Source organism: Acinetobacter boissieri (assembly GCF_900096955.1).
GTDB lineage: Bacteria > Pseudomonadota > Gammaproteobacteria > Pseudomonadales > Moraxellaceae > Acinetobacter > Acinetobacter boissieri.
Window position 1 is genome coordinate 268,666 of sequence record NZ_FMYL01000001.1, and the last position, 14,312, is coordinate 282,977.

Annotated in this window: 14 protein-coding genes; 1 reads left to right on the plus strand and 13 read right to left on the minus strand. The window is 40.2% G+C overall.

The genetic code is table 11. The annotated features are described in order from the left end of the window. Positions 1-180: 180 nt before the first annotated feature. Positions 181-819, minus strand: a complete 639-nt coding sequence (locus tag BLS38_RS01220) for a M23 family metallopeptidase (RefSeq protein ID WP_092746508.1) — start codon at positions 817-819, stop codon at positions 181-183. 80 nt (positions 820-899) lie between these two features. On the opposite strand from BLS38_RS01220, the gene BLS38_RS01225 reads away from it, so the two are divergent. Then, positions 900-1,352, plus strand: coding sequence for a DUF721 domain-containing protein (locus BLS38_RS01225; RefSeq protein ID WP_092746509.1), 453 nt, complete (start codon positions 900-902; stop codon positions 1,350-1,352). Positions 1,353-1,413: 61 nt separating this feature from the next. Here the strand turns inward: BLS38_RS01225 and lpxC are convergent, their stop codons facing one another. The 12 genes from lpxC to BLS38_RS01285 form a co-directional block, all read right to left on the minus strand. Beyond that, complete coding sequence (gene lpxC, locus BLS38_RS01230; protein ID WP_092746511.1) at positions 1,414-2,316, minus strand: UDP-3-O-acyl-N-acetylglucosamine deacetylase; 903 nt, start codon at positions 2,314-2,316, stop codon at positions 1,414-1,416. 122 nt (positions 2,317-2,438) lie between these two features. Further along, positions 2,439-3,626, minus strand: coding sequence for a cell division protein FtsZ (ftsZ, locus tag BLS38_RS01235; protein WP_092746512.1), 1,188 nt, complete (start codon positions 3,624-3,626; stop codon positions 2,439-2,441). A 165-nt stretch (positions 3,627-3,791) separates the two neighbouring features. Next, entirely contained in the window at positions 3,792-5,060 is a 1,269-nt protein-coding gene (gene ftsA, locus BLS38_RS01240; protein WP_092746513.1) for a cell division protein FtsA, read from the minus strand. 100 nt (positions 5,061-5,160) lie between these two features. Continuing rightward, positions 5,161-5,982, minus strand: a complete 822-nt coding sequence (locus BLS38_RS01245) for a cell division protein FtsQ/DivIB (RefSeq protein ID WP_092746514.1) — start codon at positions 5,980-5,982, stop codon at positions 5,161-5,163. A gap of 3 nt (positions 5,983-5,985) precedes the next feature. After that, complete coding sequence (locus BLS38_RS01250) at positions 5,986-6,915, minus strand: D-alanine--D-alanine ligase (protein WP_092746515.1); 930 nt, start codon at positions 6,913-6,915, stop codon at positions 5,986-5,988. A 49-nt stretch (positions 6,916-6,964) separates the two neighbouring features. Next, entirely contained in the window at positions 6,965-8,416 is a 1,452-nt protein-coding gene (gene murC, locus BLS38_RS01255; RefSeq protein WP_092746692.1) for a UDP-N-acetylmuramate--L-alanine ligase, read from the minus strand. A gap of 13 nt (positions 8,417-8,429) precedes the next feature. Next, positions 8,430-9,527, minus strand: coding sequence for an undecaprenyldiphospho-muramoylpentapeptide beta-N-acetylglucosaminyltransferase (murG, locus tag BLS38_RS01260; protein ID WP_092746516.1), 1,098 nt, complete (start codon positions 9,525-9,527; stop codon positions 8,430-8,432). A gap of 223 nt (positions 9,528-9,750) precedes the next feature. Beyond that, entirely contained in the window at positions 9,751-10,698 is a 948-nt protein-coding gene (gshB, locus tag BLS38_RS01265; protein ID WP_092746517.1) for a glutathione synthase, read from the minus strand. Between the two features lie 41 nt (positions 10,699-10,739). Continuing rightward, positions 10,740-11,564 (minus strand): shikimate 5-dehydrogenase, encoded by an 825-nt coding sequence (locus BLS38_RS01270; RefSeq protein ID WP_244518107.1) that lies wholly within the window; start codon positions 11,562-11,564, stop codon positions 10,740-10,742. Positions 11,565-11,825: 261 nt separating this feature from the next. Further along, positions 11,826-12,656: a taurine dioxygenase gene (gene tauD, locus BLS38_RS01275; protein ID WP_092746519.1), complete on the minus strand. Its 831-nt coding sequence runs from the start codon at positions 12,654-12,656 to the stop codon at positions 11,826-11,828. A gap of 10 nt (positions 12,657-12,666) precedes the next feature. Continuing rightward, positions 12,667-13,524: a taurine ABC transporter permease TauC gene (gene tauC / locus BLS38_RS01280; RefSeq protein ID WP_092746520.1), complete on the minus strand. Its 858-nt coding sequence runs from the start codon at positions 13,522-13,524 to the stop codon at positions 12,667-12,669. A 3-nt stretch (positions 13,525-13,527) separates the two neighbouring features. Then, entirely contained in the window at positions 13,528-14,301 is a 774-nt protein-coding gene (locus BLS38_RS01285; RefSeq protein WP_092746521.1) for a taurine ABC transporter ATP-binding protein, read from the minus strand. Positions 14,302-14,312: the final 11 nt, after the last annotated feature.

Sequence of the window (14,312 nt, forward strand, 5' to 3'; positions counted from 1 at the left end):
TGTAATGGCTAGAATTAAATACAATACCAAAATAACATTTCGTAAATAAATACGTAGCAGATAAGTCACTTATTTACACAAAAAAAATCGCCAAATTGGCGATTTTTTCATAGACAGTCTTTTCGTACAGTTTATATCTCTTTACACCATATCTATTATAACCGATTTTTTGGGCTGATCTTATGGCAACATTGCTAAATAAGTACCCGGATTTCGACGTATACCATCTGAGACAATTTCAAAATGTAAATGCGGGCCTGTACAACGCCCTGTACAACCAACTTTGGCAATTTCAGCCCCTGCTTTCACACGATCACCTACACTCACCATCAATCTTGATGCATGGCCATAACGTGTCAAATAACCATTACCATGGTTAATTTCAACAAATTGTCCATAGCCAGATACCCAACCCGAACGAGTGACAACCCCTGTGCCAGACGCATAAATGGGTGTGCCTGTAGGTGCAGATAAATCTAAGCCTGAATGACCTTCTTTTTTGCCAAACATAACACGTTGCCCAAAGCTAGAGCTAATTTTAGCACTTGAAGGCAATGGGCTTTTTGTTAACCACGACATAATTTCTTTTGAAGATGTATTTGTTGCTGCAGTTGATTTATTGGTATTACGCAACGTAATATGAGTACTCATTTGCTTTGTATCAACTACTGCATTTGAGTCTTGCGCATAAGAGCCTTCTGCAAGAGTACGCTCTAAACGGTCTGTTTTAGTCACTGATGTTTGACTATTGTCCATCAAGTCAGCAAAAACTACAGGAGATGCAAAAACCACTGACAGCGCACACAAAATACGTCGCATAGTAAACCTCTAAAGTCGTGACGGTTAGCTTTCACTAGATTAGCTTTTAAGCTTCATTTAATACATATAAGAGACCATACATGGCACAACCCCATCTGTTTTTCCAAAACCAGCAAAAAAATCAGAAAAGTAGCCCCGCTAAATCTCTCACACAACACGTTTTGTATTGGCAAAAACTCACTCAACTATTACAGCCTGTTTTACCACAACCTGAACACTGGCAAATTGCCCGCTATCAGAACGGTATACTCACACTCTCTGGTGAGAACCAAGCCATGATTAGTAAAGTAGGTTATTTACAAAAGCACTATGTGCAACAACTTTCACATATGGAAGCATTCAAAGATTTACAGGAGATTCATGTTCGATTACGAACAAAAAGTGTAAAAAAAACCAATGAAATAAAGCCCCAACCATTGTCTACAGAAACACAAAACATGTTAAAAAATGCAGCCCAAATGGTGAATGACCCTAAGCTTAGCCAAGCTATGTACAACTTTGCAAGCAATAAAAAGAATAACACTTCATCTTAGCTTACAATTTGCAAAATCTAGTATTGTACTAAATTTTTAATAGTTGTTAAATTTTAGCCATTTAACTGACTGCAACATACGGAATCGGGCATTTATGTAGGTCATCAAATGTTACAATTTCATAGCTCGATGGATCTGATTTCACATTGCGTAATAACTGATTGTTCAAAGCATGCCCTGATTTGCATGCATCGAACTTGGCAATAATCTGGTAACCCAGTAGATATAAGTCACCCACTGCATCTAAAATTTTATGACGAACGAATTCATCGTTATAGCGCAAGCCTTCTTCATTCACCACACCATTTTCATCGAGTCCAATGGCATTATCCAAACTGGCACCGAGTGCTAAATTATTGGCTTTTAAAAAATCGAGATCTTTCATAAAACCAAATGTACGTGCATCACTCACTTCATACACAAAAGTTTCAGTTGAGAAATCTATGGTTGCAGACTGATATTCTTTGGCAAAGGCAGGATGATTGAAGTCAATGGTAAAGTTCAGCTGAAAGCCGGCATGTGGGGTAAACTTTGCGGTTTTATCGTCAATGAGCGCTTCTACAGGCTTTAAAATACGAATAAACTTTTTAGGTGCTTCTTGTTCTACAAGCTCACCTTGCATCAGCAAGTAAATAAATGGCCCGGCACTGCCATCCATAATAGGTACTTCTGAAGCGGACACTTCAATAATAAGATTATCTATACCTAATGCAGCAATTGCACTCATGACGTGTTCAATTGTGCCTACTTTAGTATTGTCTTGAATGAGGTTTGAACACATAAATGCTTCTTGTATAAGCATTGCATCTGCAGGCAAGTCAACGATGGGGTCTAAATCAATACGACGAAAAACAATGCCCGAATCAACTGTGTGCGGCACAAAATTGATCATGACTTTTTGTCCGCTATGTAAGCCAATTCCACTGGCTCTAACAACACGTTTAAGGGTACGTTGCTTTAACATCTATACTCATATTCCACCAATAAAACCGCTATACGTTAGCACATTTCGCCATTGATAAAAAATAAAAAAGGTAGGTTCAGTACCTACCTTTTTTTAGATCGTATCAATTGAATATACCAATGCTACTTACCTTGTTGTTTTTTAAGGTATTCTTGAATACTTATACGGTTTGGTCTAGCACCTGTTTGTGTATTGTCTGCACTATTTAATGCATTTTCAATACCTTGCTGCTGGCGCTGAATGGCTGGAAGCTCTTCATCTGTTACAGTATTTGTTTGTTGATGAGGCATCTGAGCCTGTTGTGGTTGACTTACTTTTGTTGTTTGCGTGCCCGTATTTCGAGTTAAACCTGTTGCAATCACTGTCACACGAATTTCATCTCGTGCTTCAGGTTCAAATACAGTACCAAAGAATACATCGCCTTCATCTAAATCAACAATTTGATTTACAACATCGGTAATCGCCTTGGTTTCACTCAGCGTAATATCATTACCACCTGTAATATTAATCAGTACACCTTTGGCATTCATAATATTAACATTATCGAGTAATGGACTACGAATCGCTAAACGTGCCGCTTCTTCTGCACGATTTTGACCAGACCCTTTACCTTCGCCCATCATGGCATAGCCGCGTGTACTCATCGCATTTTTAAGGTCGGCGAAGTCAAGGTTAATATGTCCTGGACGAACAACTAAATCAAAGATACTACGCACCGCACTTAAAAGCACATCGTCTGCACGACGATATGCTTCTTGCATTGAAATATCGCCATAGACATTCAATAGGCGTTCATTTGGAATAATAATCAATGAATCTACATATTTTTCGAGTTCTTCAATGCCTTTTTCAGCAGATTTCTGACGACGACGGCCTTCAAAACTAAATGGTGTCGTCACAACACCCACCGTTAAAATTTCCATTTCTTTAGCAATTTCAGCCACAATTGGTGCAGCACCTGTACCCGTACCACCACCCATGCCTGCAGTTACAAAAACCATGTCTGCATCTTGGAGTTGTTGGCGGATTTGCTCACGACTTTCCTCTGCAGAGCGCTTACCTACTTCTGGGTTTGCCCCTGCACCTAAACCACGCGTGCTTTCTTGCCCAAGCTGGATTTTATGTGGTGCGCTCATACGATCTAAGGCTTGTTTATCTGTATTTGCACAAACAAAACGTACGCCTTTAATATCTGATTCCACCATGTGTTGTACAGCATTACCACCTGCACCACCTACACCAAATACAGTAAAACGGGCTTGACCGTTACCTTCGGTTTGTTCATCTTCTAAAAATTCAAATGAGGCCATGACCTTACGTGTTCCTAATGTTTAGCAGTTTGCAAACAACATTTACTGCCTTTAATTTTTAAATGGGTTACAGTGTGTTTTTAGAATGAAGTGACAAAGTAATACTTGTCAAGCCTCAGTTCTATGACTTACAACAACCGTACAATAACTGTCTAACGAAAAGACTTAAAAAATTGATTTGAGCTGTGCTTGAAAACGATCCCAACCATTTTTTAAACGGCCAACAAATGTTTTTTCATCAACATTTGGTTGGATGTCTATGGCATCCGATGGTTCTTTTTGACTATACAAAAGCAAACCAATCGCTGTTGCATATTGTGGACGTTTCAGCGCGGGCAACAAATCATCTGTAGCGGTCACACTGGTGGGTAAATTACCTAAATGTGCAGATACACCAAATAAACGCCTTGAGAAACTCACCACACCTTCAATTTGACTGGCAGCACCTGTGAGCACAACACCATGATACAAGCCACTCATTGCACCACTTTCAATCAGATCATATTTTACGGTATGTAGAATTTCCTCATAGCGTGCAATAATAATTTCGCTCAGCTCTATGCGACTAATCGTTTGAGGTCCTTCAATCCCTTTTACCTGAATCATATGGTCTGGCTTTACCGCCTGAAGATCGACACTACCATAAAACAATTTGATGCGTTCGGCCTCTTCTGTTGTTGTTTGTAAAACTGCTGCAATGTCGTGTGTGACGCTGTCACCACCGGCCGCATACGTTTTAGCAAAGACCAAATGCCCTTCTAAGTATACTGCAACATTTGTTGTTCCTGCACCAATATCTACTAAACAAACACCATAATCTTTTTCATCTTGCAACAAACTGGCTTCTGCTGTGGCCAAAGCACATAAAATCGTTTTTTCAACACGAATATTTGCACTTTTCATGGCACGGTCAAAATTTTGCATTTCATTGATCGGCAACATCATGAGCTGATAATGCCCTGAAATTTTGCTTGCACCTAGACCAACAGGATGAGTAATCCATTGTTCTGCATCGTCAAGCTGAAAACCCAGTGGTACAGCACTGGTCAAATACAATTCTGGTTCTTGCTCTACTTTATTTTTTTTCGCAGCCTCGAGTACTGAAACCACCTCACTGGTTGTAACAATCCTTTCATTATTAGTAATATAAGCCTGACCTTGGGCATAAAAACTTTTTAAGTCTGCACTTGGTATGGATACCCATGCCGAATTTATACGGCATTCTGTCGTGTCTTCTACGTCTGAAACAGCTTGCTTAATAGAAGCAATCATTTTATCGAGGCTCGTGATTTTTCCTTTTTTCATGCCTTGATTTCGCGCAGAAGCCATTCCCACAACTTCTATATGGTCTGGTGCATGTACTTTTGCAATAAGTACAGATACTTTATGTGTTCCAATATCTATTGCTACTACTGAAGGAACAGCGTCATTCATTACCTAATACCATTGACTTATCGTTTAATTAATTTGAGATTATTTTATTTATGTGTAAAAACCCTCATTATCACCCCAAAAGTGTATTATCTGCAAGGGTTTAGCTACGATTCGTTACAACAAATTGACCATGTGATACAGGAGGAATACCCTTCCATTGTATAGATAATCCATTTCTATACCTTAAATCTACTGTTGAAATTTGTGACCATACGGGTTGTAAATCTTGTCCTGCGAGTTGGCTTAAGTGTTGTAATTTACTCATGGTTTGATCCTGATCAACAATTAAGCGCAAACCACTATCAAATTGCATAAACCACGTCATACGCTCAGTCAAATATAACTCAGTTAAATGTAAATTATATGGTCTGAATAGTTGATTAATTTCATGGTAACGACGCATCATAAAAGGCGCTTGACTCACAGGGCCATGCAATAACGGTAGACTTTGATAGTCTTGTGCAGTCACTTCTTTAAATACAAACCCTGAGTCACTAAGTAAACGACCTGTACCCCAACGTGCAACAGCATGTCTTGGAATAATTCTCACTTTAATTTCATCAGGCCATGCACGAGATATAACCACCTGATCAATCCAAGGGAGCTGCAATGCTTGGTCGCGTATGGTTTCTAAATCAACTGTAAAATAGTTTTTATCGACGAATGGACGAATACTTCGAATTAAGGCCTGCTGTTCTACATCTGAACGAGTTCCAATCACTTCTAAGTTTGCGACGTGAGCATCGGTAAGCATTTTATAACTACCATATGCTCCTAAAAGCGCAACACATGCTGCAAAAAGTAAAATAATCCAGCCACCAATATAGATCAAACGATCTTTTAGTGAAGCAGGTTTTTCATGGATTGATGTTACTGCCGCCGCATGTTGTTTGCGACGCATTGAAGCAGGAAGTTGCGCCATCGGTTATTTTTCTGCCTCTGTAAGCGTTTGTTCTAAGATCGCCAAACAGAGTGCATCAAAATTGTAGCCAACCGCAGATGCCGCTTTAGGTACTAAAGAGTGGCTTGTCATGCCCGGTACAGTATTGACTTCAAGTAACCAAAATTGGCCATCTTGATCTTGCATTGCATCTACTCGTCCCCAACCCTGTGCACCTACAGCATTAAATGCCTGTAAAGTTAAAGCTTTGAGTTGTTGTTCTTCTTGCTCAGATAAACCACTCGGTATGCCATATTCAACATCATTACGCTGATATTTAGCATCATAATCATAAAATGCAACATCTGTAGGTGGTTGTAAACGAATCACGGGCAATGCTTCACCATTTAGAACTACAATCGTGTACTCTTTGCCTGTAATCCATTTTTCTGCCATTACAATACTGTCTAGAGCAATGGCTTTGTCTATGGCTTCAGCCAGTTCTTCAGCATGTTCAACTTTGCTCATGCCTATACTTGAACCTTCATGCACTGGCTTAATAATGAGTGGCAACCCAAGCGCTGCAATTAATTCATCTGTATCGACTACTGTGTTGACAATACGATACGGTGCTGTAGGTAAAGCGCTGCCTTGCCAAATTTGCTTCGTCTTCACTTTATCCATACCAATGGCTGAGCCTTGTACACCCGTACCCGTATAAGGAATATCAAGCCATTCAAGTACACCTTGTATTTGTCCATCTTCGCCGCCACGGCCATGTAAGACAATAAAGGCGCGGTCATAATTCACAAGTTCAGTCACACTACGGTGTAATGGGTCAAATGCCTCTGCATTTACACCTGAGCGTTGTAAAGACTCAAGCACCGCTTGACCACTGTCTAACGATACATCTCGCTCTGCTGAACGACCACCGAAAAGTACAGCGACTTTCCCAAATTTTTCAACATGTGACATATTTTCCCCTTTGCTTATCTGTGGCATTCAGCAATGCGTATTGATTGACCTAATTTAAAAAAAGTTTTTTTTGTGCGAGTTCTGCTGAAATTGTACCAACATTTCCTGCACCTTGGGTCAAAACAACATCGTTCGCTTGTAATAGATGGCCCAATACTGTTTCAAGATGTTTTTCATCAATAGGATCAATTAAAATGGGTTCGACTTGCCCTCTTAAACGAATACTTCGGGCCAATGCTCTGCTGTCTGCACCTACAATTGGCTTTTCACCTGCAGGGTAAACTTCAAGTAAAATGAGTTGATCTACTTGTGACAATACATCTACGAAATCATCAAAACAATCACGTGTACGTGAAAAACGATGTGGTTGGAATATCATGACCAAACGATGCTCTGGATGACTTTGGCGTACTGCCTTAATAGTCGCATCTACTTCTTTAGGATGATGGCCATAATCATCAATGAGTTTGACTCTACCACCATCTAGTGCATATTCACCTTGAATCTGAAAACGGCGCCCAACGCCACGAAATCCTTGTAAAGCACGACTAATTGAATCATCTGAAACGCCTTCATCGGTCGCAATACCAATGGCTGCAAGCGCATTGAGTACATTGTGCAATCCAGGTTGATTAATGCTCAGGCGTAGCGGTTCACGGTCTTTTCTCAGTACTGTAAAATGCGACTGCATGCCGTCTTGTACCACATCTATGGCACGAATATCATTATCTTCATTAAAACCATAGGTAATGGTTGGACGACCAAATCGTGGCATAATTTCACGGACATTGCGGTCATCGCCACACACTACAGCCAAACCATAAAATGGCATACGGCGAATAAATTCAACAAAAGTGTCTTTGAGCTTATCAAAACTACCTTCATAGGTATCCATGTGGTCTGCATCTACATTGGTAATAATGGCTGCCATGGGTTGTAGGTGTAAAAAAGATGCATCTGATTCATCTGCTTCTGCCACAATAAAACGACTTTCGCCTAAAGCTGCATTCACCCCAGTACTATTGAGCAAGCCACCAATCACATAAGTCGGATCGAATTTTTCCTCGGCGAGCATGGTGGTCAGTAAACTGGTGGTAGTCGTTTTGCCATGTGTACCAGCCACAGCAATACCATGTCTGTAGCGCATCAATTCACCCAACATTTCAGCACGGCGTACTAAAGGAATACGTTGGTTGAGTGCCGCTTTAATTTCAGGGTTTTCCGGATTAATGGCTGTAGATACCACAATCACGTCGGCATGTTGAATATTACTTTCATGGTGTCCCAGATAAACCTTGATTCCTACATTTTCAAGCTGGGTTGTTGTCTTAGAATATTTAATATCTGAACCAGAGACACAATAACCTTGATTTTTAAGTACTTCAGCAATACCACACATGCCTGCACCACCAATACCCACAAAGTGAATATGTTTAATACGGCGCATTTCTGGAATTTTAATCAATTTTTTTTCTAAATGAGCAGGAGCTTTAGGTGACATGGCAGACCTTAGGTTAAATATTTGCAATAATTTCAGCAACATGTTCTGTTGCATTGGGTTGTGATTTTTGGCGTGCATTGACGGCCATTTCAGACAATATCGTACGGCTCATCAGTGCTTTTAACAGTACAGTCACAGATTCAGGTGTCATATTCGCCTGTGGACAAAGCTTAGCAGCACCGACTTTACATAAATACTGTGCATTGGCAGTTTGATGATCATCTACTGCACTCGGTAATGGTACAAAAACAGCTGCCACACCCGCAGTTGCAACTTCTGTCACTGTCAATGCACCTGCACGACAAATAATCAGGTCTGCATCACTGTATGCTTGCGCCATATCGGCAATAAATGGCACAACTGTCGCCTCTATATTGGCAGGGGCATTGGCATAACGTGCTTGCGTTTCTTCAAGCTGTTTTTGACCACATTGATGCGTAATCTTTAAAGCTACACCAAGTTGCTGTAGTGCAATCGGCATCGTTTCATTCAATACTTGTGCCCCTAAAGATCCACCAACGACCAAAATCTGTAATGGCTGTTGCTGTTTTTCTCGTTGTTCATAACGCCATGCTGGGCTCAGCGTATTGGTAATTTCAGTACGTACAGGATTACCGGTTGTAATCACTTTTGGGTGGCTACGAAATGTCTTTGGAAAAGCTTGGCAAACTTTTTTTGCAACTTTGGCCAATTGTATATTGGTAAACCCTGCGATCGCATTTTGTTCATGAATGACCACAGGAATACCTAATGCACGGGCAGCAAGACCACCTGGTCCTGCAACATAACCGCCGAAGCCTGCCACAACATCTATTTTTTGTTGTTTCATAATTTTTATGGCATGCAGAACTGCTTTCAAAATCTTAAATGGTGCAGCGAGTTTACGCATGACACCATTCCCTCTCACCCCTTGTATATCAATCTGATACATCGGAATATCTTCATTTTCAAGCAAGCGGTTTTCCATACCATGTGGTGTGGCAAGCCATGATACACGGTGGCCTTGTTGTTTGAGTTGCTTGGCCACTGCAAGAGCAGGAAAAACATGACCACCAGTGCCAGCAGCCATCATTAAAATATGTTTGGGTTTAAATAATGTCGATTCGGTCACGGGTATAATACTTCGGCTGTAATTTGATAATTTTAGTATCTTATTCTAATCATAAAGTGCTTATTCAGTGAATGATTTTCACGTGTTTTAAACAAATATTGTAAAAATAACCTACTGTTGTTTCAGCAATAAATTGAATTACTGAGTATTTAGCAACGATGGTCGGTTTGAGGACTATCGTTGCTTGACTACTTTACATCGACTGTGGTCTATCAAGATTCAATTAAACGTAATTTTTTTTGTTCTCAAGCACATCAAATAATAGATCAGCAATTGATGTACCAAACTGGGCATCTATCTCTCGTATACAGGTTGGGCTAGTCACATTAATTTCTGTCACGTACTCGCCAATAACATCTAACCCGACAAAAACCAGTCCTTTCTCACGTAAAAACGGCCCAACTTTTTTAGCAATTTCACGGTCTTTTTCAGTGAGTGGGCGTGCTTCACCCAAACCACCTGCAGCGAGATTCCCACGCACTTCGCCATTTTGAGGAATACGTGCGAGGCAGTATGGCACAGGCTCACCGTGAACCATTAAAATCCGCTTATCACCATCTACAATCTCAGGAATATATCGCTGTGCCATAATGGGTACTGTGCCAAGCACCGTTAGCATTTCGAGTGTAGAACCAATATTTGGCCCACCTGCACTCAAACGAAAAATACCAGCGCCTCCCATACCATCGAGCGGTTTTACAATCACGTCTTGATGTGTGTCTATAAACTCTCGAATTAATATATGTTGCGATGTGACCAATGTTGGCACCTGTAACTCTGGGAACTGAGTTGCGAAAAGCTTTTCATTACAGTCACGCAGTGATTGCGGTTTATTCACAACCCATGCCCCCTCTCGCTCTGCTTGCTCTAACACATAGGTGGTATAGACAAAATTCATATCAAATGGTGGGTCTTTACGCATTAAAATAATGTCGTAATCTGCTAAAGATTGTTTTTTGGGTTCGGCCAATTGGTAGTGTGGTACTTGCTGTTCAAATACCTGTAAAGCCGATACCAAGCCAAATGCTTTGCCTTGGTCTATGTATAAATCTTGTTGTTGTGCATAGCCAAGTTGATGCCCACGGCGACTGGCCACCCATAACATGGCCATGGTCGAATCTTTTTTGAGGTTGACTTGCTGGATTGGATCCATAATCACTAAAACACGCATAATGCTCACTCTATTTTTAAGATACTTTGAATATACCTGATTTATTGGGTTGTTGCTGTACGTGAAAATTGCGCTGCTGCTTCAAATACTTCTTTTTCAGGATAAATACCTGTATATAAATGAAATTGGGCCAGTGCTTGGCGTGCAAAAACTTCTGCACCTGTAATGACTGTTTTATTTAAGCTTTTGGCATAGCAAATAGTGGGGGTATTTTCGGGTAAAGCCACCACATCAAACACCATATGAGCAGCATCTATCACTGTTGTAGGCCATGCCAATTCATCTTGCCATGCTGTACCTTGCATACCTACAGGTGTAGCATTAATAATTAAATCTGCTTGATTGGGCTCTAAAGTCGCTTGCCAAACATAACCTAATTTTTGAGCCAATGCCGTGCCCGTTTTTTCATTTTTGGCCACAATAATGCCGTTCTCAAACCCTCTATTTTTAAAGGCGTAGGCAATCGCTTTTGCCATACCCCCACTGCCTTTCAGTGCAAATCGGGTATTGGGTGAAATTTCGTACTCATCAATCAGTTGTTGAATTGCCATGTAGTCGGTATTAAAGGCTTTTAGCACGCCATCTGTATTTACAATGGTATTTACTGAAGCAATGGCTTGGGCTGATGGATCTAGCTCATCGACCAGTGCCATCACTTGCTCTTTATACGGCATAGAAATGGCGCACCCTCGCACAGGTAAGCCACGTACACCTTGTATAGCTTGTGCCAAATTGACTGGCGCAAAGGCTTTATATAGATAGTTTAGATGGTAAGCTTCGTATAAATAATTATGAAACCGAGTGCCAAAATTACTGGGTTTGGCCGCCAAAGACATACACAGCACTGTATCTTTATTAATTTTCATCAGCATCCTGCCATAAATATTTTTATTAATTTTATGCTAGCACTGTACGTTGTGAAATAGTGTATCAATACTTTAACGGCAGTCGACTTATTTAACCTTTTAAATTTTCAAAACTGAGAAAGAGAGCTGATATTTCCATCCTAACATTCATGATGCGTCTAAAAATATCAGCTTTATAAGATAATGTCTGAATAGTATTCTAATGCAATCTCCTTTCGAACCAGTATATTTTGAATTACTGTGTATTGTATCTATTGTAAATCAAAAAGGGACATCACCATTAATGGTGGCTCTATGCATAATCCGATGAGCACTGCCATAATCAAAAAGTGCCTTATGTTGTGTACAACGGTTGTCCCAAATCGCCACATCGCCTTGTGCCCACTGCCAACGTAAATGTAAGTTCGGCTGTGTCACATGTTGAAATAGAAATTGAAGCAAACGCTGGCTCTCAGTGGCGTCTAACTCATTAATCTGAGTGGTAAAGCCCTCGCTCACAAATAGTATCGGTGCTTGAGTAATGGGGTGTGTTCTCACTACAGGGTGAATCACGGGTGGATTCTTTTCAAAAACACGTAAAAGATTTTCTCGCTCTTGTGGTGTTTTTGCATAACGCTCTATGGGAAATGACTGCCGAATGTCATGTGTTGCAGTTAAATCAAACAGCTGGTTTTGTATATCTATTGGTAGCGTATTAAAAGCACCTATGCCTGTTGCCCAAAATGTATCTCCACCGTGAGCTGGAATTTTTTTGGCTTGTAATACACACCCTAGGGGTGGCGTTTGACTAAAAGTAACATCTGTATGCCACAGCTCATTGTCCCTAAGATCTTGTTTTAAACTATCTAAGATGAGAATCTCTGGGACATCTTCTACATGTGGAAAAATAGGATGTGTATGTAGTGACCCAAAACTTTGGGCTAAATTCGCTTGTTGGCGTGGCAAGAGGTCTTGTTGACGAAAAAAAATGACTTGATAATCAAGCAATGCTTGATGAATCCGAGCCAACGTGTCGGCATCAAGATCATTTAAATCAACACCGTGAATAACTGCACCAATGGTGGGTTTAATGATTTCAATTTCAAATGGCATCTCACCGCTCCTATAACTGCTTGCCATACCATGGGGAAAGCTGTTGTTGTAACCAACGTAAAAACAGCTCAAAAATGACAGCCACTATAGCAATAACTAGAATACCTAAAATTACGATATCGGTAATTAAAAACTGCGCGGCCGATTGAACCATAAACCCAATACCTCTATCTGCTGCAACTAACTCTGCCGCAACTAAAGTTGACCAACCAACACCAAGTCCTATACGAATACCCGTAATAATATGTGGGAGTGCTGTTGGTAAGATGACATATTGGAATACTTGTATTGGACTTGCACCAAGGGAAAGTGCTGCTCGCTCTCTATTTTTTTGATGGCTAAGCACACCATATGTACTACTAATAATAATAGGTGCCAAAATAGATAGGAAAATAAGTAAAATTTTAGTTGTTTCACCAATGCCAAACCAAATTACAAGTAAGGGTAAATATGCCAATGGTGGAATGGGTCTTAATAATTCAATTAAAGGATCAACGATTGCTCTTGCCCACTTATTCAAACCCATTAACAGGCCCACTGGTACACCGACAACAATAGCTAAAAGTAGCGCAATAAAAACCCGACTGATACTTGCCGCCAAATGTTGCCATAACGTGGCTTTCATAAAACCATGTTGGCTCACTTCAATAAACTTATGAAAAACAGCTTGGGGACTTGGTAAAAATAATGATGAAATAACACCAAAACTTGTTATGAGAAACCAAATCACAAAAAGCAGAGCTACACTTGAAATACTTAAAATAACAGCCTGATACTGCACCCAATATTTATGTAAAAAAGTGGTCTTATGATCTATGAGACCTTCTTTTCCTTTGATTATTCGCTTTGTATCTACGGTATCATGCATACATTATCCCTCCACTTCATGGCTTAGTTGAGTGAAGAGTTGTTCACGAAGAGCAATAAATTGAGGGTCTGATTTAATTGAACGAATGGACTCTCCTCCACGATAGCGATGTGAAAAATCCAAGCTTAATTTTTTTGCAATTCTGCCAGGTTTTGCTTGCATAATAATAAGCTCTTCACTCAGTAAAAGTGCTTCCTCTATATCGTGTGTAATTAAGAAGAAACTTCTTTTTTGCTTCGCCCATAAATCCAAGACAAGCTTTTGCATATGCTCTCTTGTAAATGCATCTAAGGCTGCAAAAGGCTCATCTAATAGAATAAATTCGGCATGGCTAATCAATGCACGAGCAATACCTACTCGCTGTTTCATGCCTCCAGACAACTCCCAAATATTCGATTGAGCCACATGAGCTAAACCTACTATTTCTAAAATTTTCCGAACGCGTTGTTCGATAACACCTACATTTAATTTCTTAACCTCTAAAGAAAATGCAATATTATCTTGTACATTTAACCATGGAAATAAAGCATGTTCTTGAAACACAACTGCACGAGTGGCATCTGGGCCATGTAAAGGTTTCCCGTTAAGTAATACCTGTCCTGTGCTTGGCTTTTGAAATCCTGCCAAAATATTTAACAATGTTGTTTTACCACAACCTGACTCTCCTAAAACAGTCGTCAGAGAACCTTGCTCAATCTCTAAATGAATACTCTCTAGCGTTGGCACTGTATGATTTGGGAAGGTTAACCCTATATGATCTGCAATCAATTTACTCATGATCTACCCCT

Excerpts from the sequence above, each read along its gene's own strand:
- BLS38_RS01270 (WP_244518107.1), bottom strand. The coding sequence starts at position 11,564 with ATGAAAATTAATAAAGATACAGTGCTGTGTATGTCTTTGGCGGCCAAA.
- BLS38_RS01245 (WP_092746514.1), bottom strand. The coding sequence starts at position 5,982 with ATGGCGCAACTTCCTGCTTCAATGCGTCGCAAACAACATGCGGCGGCA.
- ftsZ (WP_092746512.1), bottom strand. The coding sequence starts at position 3,626 with ATGGCCTCATTTGAATTTTTAGAAGATGAACAAACCGAAGGTAACGGT.
- ftsA (WP_092746513.1), bottom strand. The coding sequence starts at position 5,060 with ATGAATGACGCTGTTCCTTCAGTAGTAGCAATAGATATTGGAACACAT.
- BLS38_RS01250 (WP_092746515.1), bottom strand. The coding sequence starts at position 6,915 with ATGTCACATGTTGAAAAATTTGGGAAAGTCGCTGTACTTTTCGGTGGT.
- tauC (WP_092746520.1), bottom strand. The coding sequence starts at position 13,524 with ATGCATGATACCGTAGATACAAAGCGAATAATCAAAGGAAAAGAAGGT.
- BLS38_RS01285 (WP_092746521.1), bottom strand. The coding sequence starts at position 14,301 with ATGAGTAAATTGATTGCAGATCATATAGGGTTAACCTTCCCAAATCAT.
- lpxC (WP_092746511.1), bottom strand. The coding sequence starts at position 2,316 with ATGTTAAAGCAACGTACCCTTAAACGTGTTGTTAGAGCCAGTGGAATT.
- BLS38_RS01225 (WP_092746509.1), top strand. The coding sequence starts at position 900 with ATGGCACAACCCCATCTGTTTTTCCAAAACCAGCAAAAAAATCAGAAA.
- BLS38_RS01220 (WP_092746508.1), bottom strand. The coding sequence starts at position 819 with ATGCGACGTATTTTGTGTGCGCTGTCAGTGGTTTTTGCATCTCCTGTA.
- tauD (WP_092746519.1), bottom strand. The coding sequence starts at position 12,656 with ATGCCATTTGAAATTGAAATCATTAAACCCACCATTGGTGCAGTTATT.
- murC (WP_092746692.1), bottom strand. The coding sequence starts at position 8,416 with ATGTCACCTAAAGCTCCTGCTCATTTAGAAAAAAAATTGATTAAAATT.
- gshB (WP_092746517.1), bottom strand. The coding sequence starts at position 10,698 with ATGCGTGTTTTAGTGATTATGGATCCAATCCAGCAAGTCAACCTCAAA.